General features: G+C 45.0%; 7 protein-coding genes and 2 pseudogenes. 1 reads left to right on the forward strand and 8 read right to left on the reverse strand.

Features of this window, described 5'->3' with window-relative positions; genetic code table 11:
* Window positions 1–86 precede the first annotated feature (86 nt).
* Both OCV81_RS12995 and OCV81_RS13000 read right to left on the reverse strand, forming a co-directional pair.
* Window positions 87–713: pseudogene (locus tag OCV81_RS12995) on the reverse strand (RagB/SusD family nutrient uptake outer membrane protein); the annotation flags it as partial.
* A gap of 16 nt (window positions 714–729) precedes the next feature.
* Window positions 730–4,032 (reverse strand): SusC/RagA family TonB-linked outer membrane protein, encoded by a 3,303-nt coding sequence (locus tag OCV81_RS13000; RefSeq protein ID WP_148330368.1) that lies wholly within the window; start codon window positions 4,030–4,032, stop codon window positions 730–732.
* A gap of 604 nt (window positions 4,033–4,636) precedes the next feature.
* Between OCV81_RS13000 and OCV81_RS13005 the strand changes: the two genes are divergently transcribed.
* Window positions 4,637–8,671, forward strand: coding sequence for a hybrid sensor histidine kinase/response regulator transcription factor (locus OCV81_RS13005; protein ID WP_262640361.1), 4,035 nt, complete (start codon window positions 4,637–4,639; stop codon window positions 8,669–8,671).
* Between the two features lie 80 nt (window positions 8,672–8,751).
* On the opposite strand, the gene OCV81_RS13010 is transcribed toward OCV81_RS13005, so the two are convergent.
* From OCV81_RS13010 to trpS, 6 genes and pseudogenes are all read right to left on the reverse strand, one after another.
* Window positions 8,752–9,900 carry a glycoside hydrolase family 43 protein gene (locus tag OCV81_RS13010; protein WP_394802544.1) on the reverse strand — a complete coding sequence of 383 codons (1,149 nt, stop codon included), beginning with the start codon at window positions 9,898–9,900 and terminating at the stop codon, window positions 8,752–8,754.
* Window positions 9,901–10,082: 182 nt separating this feature from the next.
* Window positions 10,083–10,205, reverse strand: a pseudogene (locus OCV81_RS13015) (glycoside hydrolase family 43 protein); the annotation flags it as partial.
* Between the two features lie 255 nt (window positions 10,206–10,460).
* Entirely contained in the window at window positions 10,461–12,770 is a 2,310-nt protein-coding gene (locus tag OCV81_RS17775; protein ID WP_148330372.1) for a DUF2264 domain-containing protein, read from the reverse strand.
* A gap of 15 nt (window positions 12,771–12,785) precedes the next feature.
* Window positions 12,786–14,063 (reverse strand): alpha-l-rhamnosidase, encoded by a 1,278-nt coding sequence (locus OCV81_RS13030; protein WP_148330374.1) that lies wholly within the window; start codon window positions 14,061–14,063, stop codon window positions 12,786–12,788.
* A 224-nt stretch (window positions 14,064–14,287) separates the two neighbouring features.
* Window positions 14,288–15,580, reverse strand: a complete 1,293-nt coding sequence (locus OCV81_RS13035) for a UDP-N-acetylmuramoyl-tripeptide--D-alanyl-D-alanine ligase (RefSeq protein WP_148330376.1) — start codon at window positions 15,578–15,580, stop codon at window positions 14,288–14,290.
* Between the two features lie 4 nt (window positions 15,581–15,584).
* Window positions 15,585–16,679 carry a tryptophan--tRNA ligase gene (gene trpS, locus OCV81_RS13040; protein WP_022355060.1) on the reverse strand — a complete coding sequence of 365 codons (1,095 nt, stop codon included), beginning with the start codon at window positions 16,677–16,679 and terminating at the stop codon, window positions 15,585–15,587.
* Window positions 16,680–16,727: the final 48 nt, after the last annotated feature.

Consider the following 16,727-nt stretch of genomic DNA (forward strand, 5'->3'; position numbering starts at 1 on the left):
CAAATCCGTTCTCCCCAAAATTACTCATAACAAATTGAATCTCAATAATTTCAAAGAACTACTATGATTTTTTAGTGGACACTAATGACAGCAAATTCCAAATCATGAACCAACATTTGGAAAATGGCTTCCTTGCTGGTTGATTTATAGTTCTGCTTAGGAACTTCAATCAGTTTTGTAATCAAAGGAATATCACCAAACAGCAATACCCCATGATAGTAAGCATAAGCACGGTGGAAATAAGCACGGCCCAGATATTCGTCACGCAAAGTTGGATCCAAGCCTTCTACCTTATCCACATTGGAAATGATGGTATTTGCAAAAGTGACGCTGTTCCAGGTACGGTCCCAAAAACGTGACATAGCATTTTCATCACCTCCCCCTTTCATACCAGAAGTCGGAGTAATCTTGTTGGCAAAATCATCCTGCATATCGCCTGCATCTGTTTTGGCATACAGACCCAAATCAGTCATGAAATAAAGAGAAGCCATAGGAAGTACGTTTCCATTACCATCCATCAACATTTCTTTCAAGCCATAGTCACACATCGCCATAGCAGCCTGCAATCCTGATTCGGTTGTATAGGTATTTTCAGGATTATAGAATGACAGCGGGTCTTGCTTCAGGAAATCATCCGTACATCCAGTAGTAAGCAGCGCAGCTGAAGCCAGCACCATACATCCTTTTGTAAATAGTGTATTTAATGTTTTCATAATGTTTTTTCAGTAATTAGAGTGTTACGTTAATACCAAAGTTAAAGGAACGGGTAGCCAATCCGCCAGTTTCCGGATCGCCGTATTCCCAACCGTCAATCGTACAAACATTCTTGCAAGTGGCAGTTAAACGAATACGGTCTACCATAAACTTATGTGTCCATTTTTTCGGCAACGTATAACCGATAGTGATGTCATCCAAACGAACAAAGCTACGGTTATAAACTTTATCAACACCTCCAGCCAAGCCAGTGTTAGGTCCTGCAGCATTTAGACGACAGTAATCATTTGTCGGGTTATCTGGTGTCCAATACTCTCTGGCAGCTACGTTAAATCCGTTTGTTACCTGTGAACCTCCGTTTTCCTGATTCAACCAGTAGCCAGCACGGCTCTTGTGTCCCATGTATGAGTACAATGAAATAGAGAGTGTCAAATCTTTCCACAAAGTGAAGTCGTTGCGCATGTTCCAATAGATAGGAGGAGCTGTAGTACCTTGATATACTTTATCGTTATCGTTATATACCGGAATACGAGTTCCATCTTCCAAAATTTGGTCATCTTCTGTATAATGGTTTATAACCTTCGGGTCACCTGGTTTCTGTCCTACCAGTGCGGCAGCCTTGATGTCTTCCGGTGTGTTCTGCCATACACCATCTGTTTCATAATACCAAATGGTACCAATAGGCTGTCCAATAAACCATCCGTTAGATGTATCATCCTTTTCTACTCCGTTTTCATCATAGTCGTAGTAGATGTGGTTGATCTTGTTCTTATTAATAGAGAAACCTACAGAAGTATTCCAAGTAAAGTCCTTGTTCTGAATATTGGTAGAATTAAGTGCAATTTCAAAGCCTTGGTTCTGTACTTCACCCAAGTTAGCCATAATAGATCCAAATCCAGAGAAGCTCGGCAGACGCTGACTCATAATCATATCAGTGGTCTTCTTGAAATAATAATCCATGTTGGCTGTCAATCTTCCGTTAAAGAAAGAAAGGTCCAAACCAACGTTCCATGCTTTTGTCTTTTCCCATTCCAAGTTAGGAGCAGCCAGGCGGCTCATATAAAGCGGATTAACCACATTGGAATTACCATTCTGGTAGTACACCATGTTTCCTCCTGCCAAAGCCAAGTTAGCCAATGTAGAATATACATCACCGAATTCACGGTTACCGTTGGTACCCCATGACAAACGTAACTTACCCATATCGAACCAGTCGCGAGTGGCAGACATGAATTTTTCTTCAGAGAATACCCAGCTAACACCCACAGAACCGAAGTTACCCCATGGATTATTAGCACCAAAACCAGAATAACCATCACGACGGAAAGTTCCAGTTATCATATAACGGTCTTTCAATCCATAGAACAAACGACCAAGATAAGAAGCTGCCGTATAGTGTGTATCGTTGGTACTGAAACTACTCTGACTCTTGTTAGCACCCGATGTATAGTGGAAGCCCAAAGCGTCACTCGGAGTAATATTACGTGCATTGATATTATCACTCCAATAACGGTGCTCTTCTGCTTCCTGTACTAATGTAGCAGTAAAATGGTGATCGCCGAATGTCTTGTCCCATGTAATAGTGTTATTCAAGTTCCAGTCAAAATTCTTACTCCATCCGCGATTTACTCCTCGGCTAGATGCAGATGCATCAGGCAGATCGGCAGACATCCAATAACGGTCATAATACCACTGGTATCGAGGAGCAATATTAAATGAATAAGTGAAACCTGCCGGCAAAGTGATTTTGGCATTGAAAATTGTATTCAATACCGTATAGCCTTTTTCCAGGTCATAGTATTGACGGTCAAAATAGTAGTTATAACCACCATTAGAAGGCTTACCAGACATAGGATATTGTTCATAATTTCCATCCTCATCATACATAGAAGCGTATGGAGAGTTACGCAACATATTGGCATCCCAATAATTGCTTCCCAACGAAACCTGAATATCGCCGTCTGAACGATCCTGGAAGTTCACATTGGCACCTACTTCCAACCAATCTGTGATTTTCGCATTGATTTTCATGTTTGAACGGAATGCATTGTATTCATTCCCCTGTACGGCACCTTCATTGTTCACATACCCCAGTGAGAAGTAGTAGTTCACACGTTCAGTAGCACCTGAAATACTAGCATTATAATCTTGATTGAATCCGGTACGGAATGTGGCATCATTCCAATCGACCATACGTCCATTCAAGAAATTATCCATCATCATCGGAGCATTATTGAATTCCAAACGACGAGCAAACAGACTTAATACAGATTCACCTTCAGCAAGTCCAATACCACTTGTTCCAATATTAGTAGCCCAAGCGCTCTGCTCTTCTGGAGTCATAAGACGAGGATCATCATAATATCCCTGTGGATACAACAAGTTTCCATTTTCATCTTTTGCTTGATAATAGCCATACAAGTCATCTTCTCCCTGGCCATAGGTATAATACATTTTACGCCAATCCTGATGGAATTTAAGATATCCAGCAGCATCATAATAGTCGCGGTAATCAGATTTATTAACTACCGAAAGGTTTGCACTTACATTAATAACAGGTTTTCCTTCCTTACCTTTCTTTGTAGTAATGATAATAACACCCGCAGCAGCCTTGGCACCATAGATAGCCGCAGAAGAAGCATCTTTCAACACATCAATCTGTGCAATATCGTCCGGATTAATTTCAGAAAGCTCACCATAGAAAGGCATACCATCTAACACAATCATCGGACTGGCATTGGTTCCTAAAGAGTTCTGACCACGCAATTGGATAGAAGCATCTGAACCTTTCGCAGAAGCATCATAACCAATCTGCAAACCCGGTGTACCACGCAACACATCCTGCACTGAAGTCGGATTCTGGTCGGCAAGTTTGGTCGGATTAATCTGTACTACTGAACCAGTAAGGTCTTTCTTACGCATGGTACCATAACCGACAACCACTACTTCTTGCAGCATTTCGGCATCGTCCTTCAATACGATGTTCAATTCTTTTGAAGAATCAATCTTAAACTCCTGAGTCTTGTAACCGATAAAAGAAACTTCGATTACAGCTCCTTTAGATACATTTAATGTAAACTTACCATCAATATCAGATATAGTACCTGTAGTTCCCCCTTTCACGGCAATACTGGCTCCAATTACAGGCTCTCCCATATTGTCCTTTACAATACCTGATACTTTCAAATTTGATTGTTGAGTAGCTTGAACTTCATTATTGCTTGCCATTGCAGCTAACGGATGGGTAGCAATAAATCCCGAACAAAGCAGCAAAGCGAATAATGCTTTCCGATTGTTTCTTACTAAATCTATCTTCATTGCTTTTCAAATTAATTAGATTTTACGAGGGCAAAATTATATTATATTAAGTAAGCAAAAGATAAAAAAATGAGCAAATGCATCATTTTTTTCGTCATTCTCTTCAACCGAGAAAATAAAAATAAGTCATTTATACAAATTTATACCTTATTGTAAAAAACCTACTCCTCTCCAACGAGACTACTCGACAAATGCCTTCAGGTCTTCCTTTAAGTCAAGGGGAAAATCCCTAGAGACTAATCCCAAAACGGCGTTGTATCTTCTATGTTTTCCCTGTAAGAGGCCTACGTTTCCCCCGTGGAAACCGTATGTTTCCCGTTCGAGAAACCAATGTTTTCCACATGAAAAATATAAAAATTTCTCCTGTTTTTTTCTCTCGTTTCCCCCACATTTATCCTTTTATTTTTCTGTCAAAACGCCTTCAACAGGTGATGTACACGTTCCAAATGATTGAAGATTTCTAATTTTTATTCTTAGACCCCATCGTAAAAATTCGTCATAACCTAGAAAAATTCGTCTGTTTTACTCGGATACACAGTATTTTTTCATCTACCCAGGTTACAATCACGGAGTTTATTGTACTTTTGTTTTAAAATCGTAATCCATGAAAAAGCAACTCTTCTTTCTTCTTTTTTTTATTTGCGAATGGTGTCTGTCTATACACGGTGAACCAGAATATACATTCAAGCGATTGACAATGACAGAGGGGATGGTCAGCAACTATATCGTAGATATTATCCAAGACAACCAAGGTAATATCTGGCTTGCTTCTGAATCCGGATTATGCAAATTCGACGGAATTAATTTTACCCCTTACAACTCAGAATATTCCGTACTTGGAAGCAATGCATTAAATGTATTATTCTACAATAAGGCCGACAATACCATCTGGATTGGCACACAACGCAACGGCATCAGTATCTTTAACTGTGAAACACAAACCTTCACCCCCTACGGTGTACCCGGTATGATAACCCAAGACATCACCGACCTAAGTGCAGCAGCTGATGGAGGAATATGGATTACGCATTATCATCTAGGAATAGATTATTACAGCAACCAGGACAAGACCATCACACATTACAAAGCCCAAGATATAAAAGGACTTTCAGGACACTTCTGGTGTGCAAAAGACGACGGGAACGGTCATCTTTATGTAGGACTTCAGGATGGTGGACTGGCAGTCATCGATATCAAACATCGAACCGCCAAAACTTATCAACATAATCCTGATGACCCCCATAGTATTCCCAACAACACCGTACGCTGTATCTTCATCAGCAAAGCAAATACGATATGGGTAGGCACAGGAGACGGACTGGCATTGTTCAATCCTCAGAAGGAACAGTTTATTTCCTTCCAGCACCAAAAAGGTAATCCTTATTCACTTCTATCTAATCAGGTAAATGACATTGGAGAAAGCTGGGATGGAAAACTATGGGTATGCACACAAATGGGAGGAGTCAGTATTCTTGACGTGAATGACAATGTGTTCACCACACCAGAAAACACACATTTCCAGAATATCCGAGTTACCAATAATCTGCATGGAGTTTCCTCTCCCAATGTCAAGAGTTTTCTACAGGATTCCTTTGGAAATATCTGGCTAGGAAATTACCGTGGAGGAGTAGACTTTCTAAGTTACAACCGTCCTGCTTTTCAGACGCTGGCATATAATATGCTGAAAGACGGATCTTTAACAGAGAAACAAGTCTGGGGACTTACAATTGATAACGAATCTCGCATCTGGATTGGAGGAGAAGATGAAGTGGCTTTATTTAACACAGACATGGAGCTACAAAAAATTCTTTCATTGGAAGGAAAAGCGAATCCTCATACACATGTATCTGTCATTTTCAAGGATAAAAAAGGTCTACTATGGCTAGGACTATACAAAGATGGAGTGCTTACATGCAACCCACAGTCCGGAGCAATCAACCGTATCCCCATGACAGGCAGAAACGTGGACGTCCGCTGCTTTTATGAAGACAATCACAAACTCTGGATTGGCACCCAAAACGGACTTTACGCATGGGAAAACGATAAAATCACAGAAGAAAAGGAAATCAATGCACAGTTGCCCGACCTCATGGTACATGGCATCCAGAAAGACCGGCAAGGGAAACTCTGGCTGGGTACCTTCGGCAAAGGACTGATTGTCTTTTCACCTGAAGGAAAACGAATCATGCGTTTTGACACTTCCAATGGCATGGCATCCAATGCCGTCAACTCATTATACATGGACAAGAAAGGCGGCTTGTGGGCTACTACCCGGGCAGGTATCGTACACATCAGTGATACCTCCAACCCCCAACTTGAAGTGCTTGGACAGGAACAAGGACTGATTGACGAAAACGTACGGGCTATCATGGAAGACAATAAAGGGGAAATCTGGATCAGCACCAATGCAGGCATTTCACAATGGAAAAGTGATGAAAAAAGATTCCTGAACTATACCTGGCACCAAGGTGTCCCCAGAGGAGATTTCATGGATGGCTCTGTATGCAAGGACAAAAATGGGAATTTATTCTTTGGCTCACAAAACGGAGTCTGCTATTTCAACCCGGAACGTATCGAAGAAAATGTACAGGTTGCTCCGGTCAGAATCACCGGTGTCACAAGCTACGGACATTCTGAAACCGACAGTCAAGGCTCCATTGCACCGATAATAAACGATGAGGTGAGATTATCCTATCAAAACAGTACTTTCACCCTCACCTTCAGCGTAATGGACTACACACAATGTCCACAAGTGGAATATGCCTACAACATGGAAGGCTTGGGGAAAACGTGGTTTGAAACAGGCAGTGAGAACCGGATTACGTTCCGTAACCTGCAACCCGGAGAATACACCTTTAAAGTCAAGGCGAAAATGCGGAACCAGCCATGGGGAGATGAATTCACATCCATCCATGTCGTCATCACTCCACCATTCTGGCTGACATGGTATGCCAAACTATGCTACCTGATTGTAGTCGCTGTCATCTTATTTGCCATCGTACGCTTCTACAAGCGTAAACTGGAACTGGAAAGCCGTCTGAACCTTGAGCATCACCAACATGAAAATGACCAGAAGCTCAATAATGAACGATTGCGCTTTTATACGAACATCACGCACGAACTACGTACCCCACTGACACTAATACTTGGTCCCTTAGAGGATCTGCTGGCCGACAAGACCTTGTCGGCACGACAAGCCAACAAAATCAGCCTTGTACGCGACAGCGCCAACCGGCTGCTGAACCTAATCAACCAGATTCTGGAATTCAGGAAAACGGAAACAGAAAACAGAAAGCTGAAAGTAGCCTACAACCACCTAGCTATACTCGTACAAGAAATCGGCATCAAATACAAAGAACTTAACCAAAATCCGAACGTGGACATTCAAATAAAAACAGACGGCGAGGAAGGTAAACTCTACTATGACAGGGAAATCATCACCATCATCATCGATAATCTAATGTCGAACGCTCTAAAATACACTCCTAAGGGGACAATTACGCTCGGCATTGGAAATTGTGAGGAAAATGGGGTGAAATACACCACCATCAGCGTGGAAGACACGGGACATGGAATCTCCAAGGAATCGCTCAATCACATCTTCGAGCGATATTATCAGGGACAAGGCAAATACCAAGCTTCCGGATCGGGTATCGGCCTGGCACTGGTCAAATCATTGGCCGATTTGCATCAGGCTACCATCGAAGTGGAAAGTGAAGTGGAAAAAGGAAGCCGCTTTACCCTGAAACTGCTGACGGAAAACACTTATCCCAATGCGGAACATCAGGTCATACAAGAAACAAGCAAGCATAAGAAAGAGGAATCGGCTAATGTACCGACAGCCGAATCGGAAGAAGGGAAACCGATTATTTTGGTGGTAGAAGATAACCGGGATATCCGGGAATACATACGCTGCTCTTTTAAAGAAATGTATGAGGTACTGACTGCTGCCGACGGAAAGGAAGGATGGGAAATAACCCAGAATCGGATACCGAACATCGTTATCAGCGACATCATGATGCCTGTAATGGATGGCATAGAACTGTGCCGCCACATCAAGGAGGATATGCGTACCAGCCATATTCCGGTCATCCTGCTCACGGCAAAAGATACGCTACAAGACAAAGAAGAAGGGTATGCCGCAGGAGCCGACTCATTCATCACCAAACCGTTCAGTGCCCGCTTGCTGAACAGCCGTATCAACAACATTCTGGAAAACCGACGTAAAATTGCGGGAGTCATTACCTCGATACCGGAAACGGAAAGCGAGCAGAAGCACATTGAAAATGAACGGAAAAACCTAAACAAACTGGACCAGGAGTTTCTGAACAAAGTGACGGCCATCATCGAAGAAAACCTGAGCATGGAAAAAATGGATGTGGCCTTTATCGCCGATAAAATGTGCATGAGCCATTCCACTCTTTACCGGAAAATCAAGGGCCTGATGGAGATGTCGGTCAATGAATTTGTCCGGAAAATCAAGATGAAAAAGGGGATGGAGCTCATCAACAGCGGCCAATACTCACTGGCTGAAGTATCCGACCTGACCGGATTCAGCAGTGTGGCCTATTTCCGTCAATGTTTCAAAGATGAATATGGCATGGCGCCTACGGAATATTTAAAACGGAAACAGAATTAACCTGTCCTCGTATCTAAACCATAAAAGCCTGCCGGAAACTTTTCCTGCAGGCTTTTATGGTTTTATTATGCAAAAAAGAATTATTGCTTATTATCAAAAAAATCAAGCGACCAACTGTCCATCCATTCCACATAAGGGACACCTTCCTCAAACTGAATGGGCAACCAAATGTAGCGAGCATCACTGGGATGCTTCGGACGCCAGATATCGGCCATGAAGATAAAAGCGTCTTTCTTTCCCAGAACCGGAAGCACATACGTACTCTGTCCGCCAAACGTAATTTCCGATTTCGGGCCCCGGCAGGGATTCGGATGCTTGGTCCACGGGCCTAAGATACTGGGAGCGGAAAACATGCGAGCCTCATTGGGTGCCCAGCCTGTACATCCGGAGGTAATCATCCAATACATGCCGTCTTTCTTAAACAGAGCCGGAGCTTCATTGTGGCCGGCAGGAGCCACCCGCACATACTTGCCAGTATGGCTCAGGAAATCCTCGCTCAGTTCTGCAATCTGTAACGTCAGATTGTCTTCCGAGGAGTAAATATGATAAGCCTTTCCGTCGTCATCGACAAACAACTGCATATCGCGTGCCATCTGCCCTCCCGCCAAATCGCGTTTTACGAACAGACCTTTGTCAATCGCCTGATACCAGGCCGGTGTCCACCATTCCTTGTATTTCTCCGCATCCAAGGTATCCAAAGCGGTACGCTGCGCGTCAGTCATGTCGAAAGGCAGTTTCCCCGCATTGATGCGTTCGGAACGGATATACTTGAACGGTCCTGTCGGAGTATCGGAAACGGCCACGGCCGAACGGGCTGCCGCATAACCTTTTCCTTTCAGTTCCAGATGAAACCACATAACAAACTTTTTGGTTTTCGGGTTATAAATCACTTTCGGACGTTCCATGATACAGCCCTGCACGATATCACTGTTCGCATCATCTTTTACCACCGGAAGTGCAACTCCTTCATTTTTCCAGTCCACCAGATTGGAAGAAGAATAACACATAATGCCTACCATCGCACTGTTGGTGGTATCCGATTTATTCTCTCCATACCAGTAATAGTTACCTTCATGATACAACACCCCTCCACCATGGGCATTGACGTGCACTCCTTGGTTATCGGGCCAAATTTCTCCACTCCGGATTTTCTTAGGATTTGCTGCCGTGCAGACCATTGTCCATAACAAGCAAAAACATCCCAAAAGGCAAAGTCTTTTCATTTTCATCTTTATCTATTTTTTGTTATTTATGGTTTGTATTCTTTTCCGACTTGCAACTTATCTCCAAATAAGTCCACTTCAAACAGATGAGGAACCCGGATATACACTCCTTTCATCTCCTTATAGCTATACACAGAAATCAGCCATTATCTTTTGGCCGTGTGAACCACCTTATACGGACCTACTCAAAGTTTCAGGTTCTTATTTTTCCATAACATTCCTCCAGTACCCGTCATATAATACATGCGACCAGATTGATTAGCCAAGATACAGAAATCGCTTAACCAGATGGAATCCAACGGAACGGTCTTTACTTCCTTCATTTTCTATACCCTTAAAGGAGAGGCTATATTGCAAACCCCACACAATAACCCAGCAAAATAAAAAATATACCTATGCTTGTCTCTTATAAAATCCACATAATTATTGGGTTAACAAATAAATGATTGATCCTGGCATATATGGGAATAGCGACGAAACTCTTACGACAAGGAACAGACACGAAACTCGCGCACCATTCCAGAGATTCGCCGCCATTTCACAATTTACTCACAGCCCCCAATCTCTTAAAACAAATCCCACGTACGGATTTCGTCTTTCCATTGATGATCTTTCGGGAACGGTTTTTCACCCCATGCCCGCACGCTGGTCCATTCCTGAGGTGCATCGGTCCAGAAAGGATGGGAAGCTGGAAGTCCCAATGGCAGGAAAGCCAGAGAAGTCATATACAAGCTTCCGTTGTTGGTGTACCAGTCGGCTACATTCGGCTGGCGACCAGTAAAACCGATGGTCAGGAAACCACCTTCATTAAAATTATGACCAGTAGCAAACATACGCTTCATCACGGCAGTCAAAGCACAACGTACCTGCGCCCCTGTCACCCCTGCCGGGAGTTCCTGATACCAAGCCATCAGGGCCAATGGCTGCATGGTAGCCATACGGTACGGGATGGAACGACCGAATACGGGGAAAGTTCCCTCCGGTGAAATGAAACGTTCCAATATCAGACTGTATTTCTGGGCACGCTTCAACGCGCGGTCATAATATTTTCCGTAGTCAATCCGGCTGCGCACTTTGGCATCCTTCATGGCCTGGAGCGTCTCCAGGTACATAGGATGGAACACGTAACTGCTGTAATAATCAAATGCAAAAGATGGACCGTCTGAGTACCATCCGTCGCCGGTGTACCACTCTTCCACTTTACGGATGGCAGAATTTACCCGATATTCATCAAACGGTGCCCCCGCCTTAGCCAGGAAACTTTCAATGGTAGACGAGAAAAGCAGCCAATTGGTATAAGGAGGGTCGATGCGACGCAGCTGCTGGAATTCCTCGATATAGCGTTTCTTAGTGGTTTCATCCAATGGCATCCACAGCTGGTCGTAGGCACGGAGGAAACTTTCGGCCACATACGCACCGTCGACCAGCGTCTGTCCTTCCTGACGCCACAGCAGATAATCCGGACTCTGCGGGTCCACGGCGTTGGCGTAACTCTTCAACGCCCATTCACGCAGTTCCTTGCGCATCTTGCCTTCTTCCGTATTGTCATCCGGCAACGTGAGCCAAGGAGCGATACCGGCCATCAGGCGTCCGAAGGTTTCCATGTAAGCCACTTTTTTGTTGCGTCCGTCCCAAGTAGGGCTGACTTCCAGCTGCATGTTCTTCTGCAATTCTCCTTTGGCCATGTTGCGCAATACCGGAGCCGCCATCTGGTAAGCCAACTTGCACCAGTAGACACGGTCTGCAGCCTGAGGAGCTTCCAGATAACGTACATATTCACAGGCTGCCAGCAAAAATGCTCCCACCCCGAAATTTGCCGTAGAGTTGGCGTTAATCACTTGTCCGGGAATGGCTTTTTCGCCAATCGGCTGCACATAGCCCACCGTACCATCTTTCTGAAGTGCTCTCTTTGACAAATAGCTCCATGCCTTCTCCACTACCGGCATGTATGTATCTTTTCCTAAATACCCATTGTTGATTCCCCATAAAAATCCGTATGTGAACAGCGCCGTACCACTGGTTTCCGGTCCTGGGGCAAAATCCGGATCCATCATGCTGCGGGTCCAATAGCCTTCCGGCTGCTGAATGGCGGCTACGGCCTTCGCCATTTTCTGAAACTTCTCCACAAAGAACGAATGATGCTTGTATTCTTCCGGCATATCTTTCAACACCTTAGCCAGTCCGGCCAGCACCCAGGCATCTCCTCTGGCCCAGAAATCTTTCTTTCCGCTGGCTGTTTTATGCTTCGGATAGATGTATTTCGCATCGCGGTAATACAAGTTTTCGTCCTTGTCGAACATGATGCTGTCAGAGTATTGCAGATACGCATACAATTTATCCAAGTACAGCGTATTGTGCGTCACCTTATACAGTTTGGTCATCACCGGCATGGCCATGTAGAGCGCATCGCTCCACCACCAGTAATCGTTCTGTGAGGTACTCATCTGATATTCCATTACCTCACGGGCACGGCGGATTTTCCAATCCTCCGGAGCCAGGTTGTATAAATCCACATACGTCTGGAAGCAAATCTGATAATCGCCAAAAAGTACATATTCATCCGATTCTCCGTAGGAGTATTTCCATTCCGAACGGTTGTCACTCTTGGCTCCTTTCCACTGATTGTAGTTTGCCCATGTTTCCGAATAGGTGCGGTACGTCTCGTTTCCAGTCAGGAAATAAGCTTCCATGTTTCCCGTGTGATACACGGCATTGTCCCAGAACGAACGTACTTCCGGTGAATTTTCGGCCTGCCAGTGCTGGTTCACCTTGTCAATCATCTTGCGGACCTGACCCGCTTCGGAGTCCTTGGCACCCGCCGATCCTGACCATATACCCAACGCACAAGCCAATAAAAATTTACATACTTGTTTCATAGTTTTATTTTGAGATTAATTTACTTCCAATACATATACCGGGGTAGCAGCTGAATCCTTCACTTTTTCACCGTCTCCCTGATGGGTTTCCTGCACAAACACATGCAGTCTTTTCTGTGTTTTCCACAATTCCGTGTCACAACTGGGTTCCCAGGCATCCACAGAAAAATCGGTCAGGTCTTTCACCTGCCATTCTCCCGACTTCACATTCTCCGTATAAGCCACTGAAACCTTGCTTCCCCGCTCCGCATCGCGGAACACGAAATAAGCCTTTCCTTTATCCACCGCAATGCGCGGACGCGAAATCGGAATCATCTTTGTTCCCCCGCCTTTCAAGGTAAATCCTTGTGACCGGTTCATTATCTGACGGTTCTGCCAGCCTTTGCCATCGTTCCACACGAGTCGGTACTGCGGCACCTCACTGTCTGCATCCCTCCAATAAGTCACGATATAAGGATGTCCTTCCGCATCGGTACTCATACTGGTCTGGTTAATCAGCTCACTGTTCTGCGGAATGTAACAAGCATATTCCGCATTGTCTTTCCGGATAGGAAGCGTATATTTTTCGCCGGTCGACTTATACCACGTTTTCCCTTCATCGGGAGAATATGCATAGCAAAGGTCATGGTTGGTTTCCACCATCCACGTTTCACGCCACACCCACGACAGATGAATCACTCCGGCCTCATCCATATACAGCTGCCAATACGCATTCCGCTGGTTTTCCCCGTCAATCAGGATATCCTGCACACGCGACCACTTGCGGCTCTTCAAGTCATAACGGTTCAACACCAGATTTCCCCGTCCGGAAGCTCCCGAACGATAGGCAAACAGCAAATCGCCGCTGGGCATCCGATAGAATTCCGGATAAGTCACATCATCCTCGTCCTTCCCGGTCATCGGCTCTTTTTCTCCCAAGGTCAGTGCTCCGGGAGCCGTACTCCGACAATAATTCAATTTGTGCCCATGGTGGTCAAAAGAAAGATGCAGATAGCCGTCTCCGTCTACCATCATGCTGATGACATTGTGTGCGTCGGCCACGTTTCCTTTATACTGGCTACGATGCAACGTCCAGTTCTCCATACCCAAAGCACGTTTACCTACCACCAAATAACCGTCCGCATCATAATAAGATATGTATTGCGTACCCTTGTCCGTCACCAGCGGGCTGTTCCGGAATACGGTCGTATTGACTGAAGTCGAGCTATATCCGTCACCCACCTTTACCAAACGTTGTGCGGCAAGAGTTCCCAAAAAGAAAATGCCTATCAAACATAAAAAAATGCGCTTCATAGTTTACATATTAAGTACAGTTACAAAAATAGGCTTTTCGCATCAAAAGAAGGGATAAAAATTTCGTCAAGGAAAGAAGAAAAACAAGCAAGTGACAATATTATCCATTTTTTGGACGAATTATTCTATCTCTCCGCATGCTATTTTTCAGAATAGACAAAAAGTCCACATTCAAGAGATTTCCCTCTCAAACATGGACTTTTATTAAAATAAATGACTTTTTATTACAAACTGGCTGGAAGCTCGCTCAACTTCATGCTGTTAGAGCCTTTTACCAAGATACAACATCCTTGCAAGGGATGAGCTGCCAGCAGAGCTTCCACTTCCTTCACATCTTTATAATGCTCGAAGGAAGAGGCAGTACCTCCAAATTCCGGACCAACCAACATCACCCGTTCAAATCCGCATTCTTTCAGGAAATCAACCACCTTCTGGTGTTCCTCGTGACTTCCTTCTCCGAGTTCCTTCATGTCACCCAAAATTGCTACCTTGTGCGCCGCCTCCATCTGACGGAAGTTTTCCAACGCCGCCATCATACTGGTGGGATTGGCATTGTATGCATCCACAATCAAGGTATTGGAAGCGGTATGTACCAGCTGCGAGCGATTGTTCTGCGGCACATACGAAGACAGTGCGTGACAGATTTTTGTATCCTCCACTCCGAAATAACGACCAATGGCTACAGCCGCCAAGGCATTGTCCAAGTTATAGGCCCCTATCAGATGCGTCTGTACATCATGGGAGATTCCTTCGGCTGTCCAGCTGAAATGCAGGAACGGCGAACAAGCTACCACTTTTCCCGTCACATCCAGTCCCGGAGTCTGTCCGTAACGGACGCAGGTCAAGCCGGCAGCAATCTTGTTCAGATAAGGATTCTCGTTCTGGATGAAGATGGTAGCATTTCCCTTTTCCCGCAAGAAATCATACAATTCTCCTTTGGTGCGAATGACTCCTTCGAAAGAGCCGAATCCCTGAAGATGGGCCTTCCCCACATTGGTAATGATCCCGTAGTCCGGCTCGGCAATGTGAACCAAGGTCTTGATTTCTCCCGGATGATTAGCCCCCATTTCGATGACCGCCATCTCATGCTCCGGCTTCAGGCGCAACAGTGTCAACGGCACTCCGATATGGTTGTTGAAGTTTCCTTGCGTGTAAAGCACCTTAAACTTCTCGCCCAGCACGGTTGCAATCAGTTCTTTCGTGGTGGTTTTTCCGTTCGTACCGGTCACCCCAATCATGCGGGTACCCAACCGACGGCGGTGATAGTTGGCCAGCTTCTGTAAGGTCTCCAGACAGTTGTCCACCAGAATAATCCGTGGATTCTCGGGAGAAGCATACTGCGGTTCATCCACCACTGCATAGCGGCAACCCTGTGCCAACGACTGAGCGGCAAAGGCATTCCCATTGAATGTTTCTCCTTTCAGGGCCAGAAACATAGAACCCTCCGGACAATGGCGGCTGTCGGTCGTCAGTCCGTTACATTCCGTAAAGCGGTTATATAGTTCCTCTATTTCCATATTCTTATTGCTCTGCGAAGCGTTTTGCCTGCTCTTCAATCAGTGCGGCATCGTCAAAATAGTTGATTTTCATGGCACGGCGCACCTCGTCCAACGTCTGTGCAGCTGCCTCACGGGCTACTTCACAACCTTTCTTCAGCATGTCGTAGACAGCCGGAATGTCCTTTTCAAATACCTTACGACGCTCACGAATCGGTTCCAATTCTTCCTGCATTACGGCAGCAAGGAACTTCTTCACCTTCATATCACCTAGTCCACCACGAGTGTAATGAGCCTTCAATTCATCCAAGCTGGCATATTCCGGCAAATAACGGCCAAAGTGTTCCGGACGGCAGAAGGCATCCAAATACGTGAATACACAGTTGCCTTCCAGCTTACCCGGGTCGCTCACCTTGATGTGAGTGGGGTCGGTGTACATGCTCTTCACCTTCTTTGCCACTTCGTCTGCTGAATCCGACAAATAGATGCAGTTGCCCAACGACTTGCTCATCTTGGCCTTACCGTCCGTTCCCGGCAAACGCAGACAAGCGGCATTGTCTGGCAACAAAATATCGGGTTCCACAAGCGTTTCTCCATAGATATGATTGAAACGACGCACAATTTCACGCGTCTGTTCAATCATCGGTTCCTGATCTTCTCCCACCGGTACGGTAGTCGCCTTGAAGGCGGTGATGTCGGCAGCCTGACTAATGGGATAAGTAAAGAAGCCCACCGGAATGCTCGTTTCAAAATTACGCATCTGGATTTCGGTCTTCACTGTCGGATTACGCTGCAAGCGGGATACCGTGACCAAGTCCATGTAATAGAACGTCAATTCACACAGTTCCGGAATCTGCGACTGGATAAAAATAGTAGACTTTGCCGGATCAAGTCCCACAGACAAATAGTCCAATGCCACTTCAATCACGTTCTGACGCACCTTTTCCGGATTGTCAATGTTGTCGGTCAACGCCTGTCCGTCGGCCTCGAACACAAAGATTTTGTCGTAAAGTCCTGAATTCTGCAATTCCACACGTCGGCGCAACGAACCCACGTAGTGGCCGATATGTAATTTACCGGTAGGGCGATCACCGGTTAAAATAATCTTTTCTTTTTTCATACTACAAGCTATTGTTTCTACTTTCTAAATTGCAGCAAAGATATATAA

This window comes from Phocaeicola fibrisolvens (assembly GCF_025567125.1).
GTDB classification, from domain to species: Bacteria; Bacteroidota; Bacteroidia; order Bacteroidales; family Bacteroidaceae; genus Phocaeicola; species Phocaeicola fibrisolvens.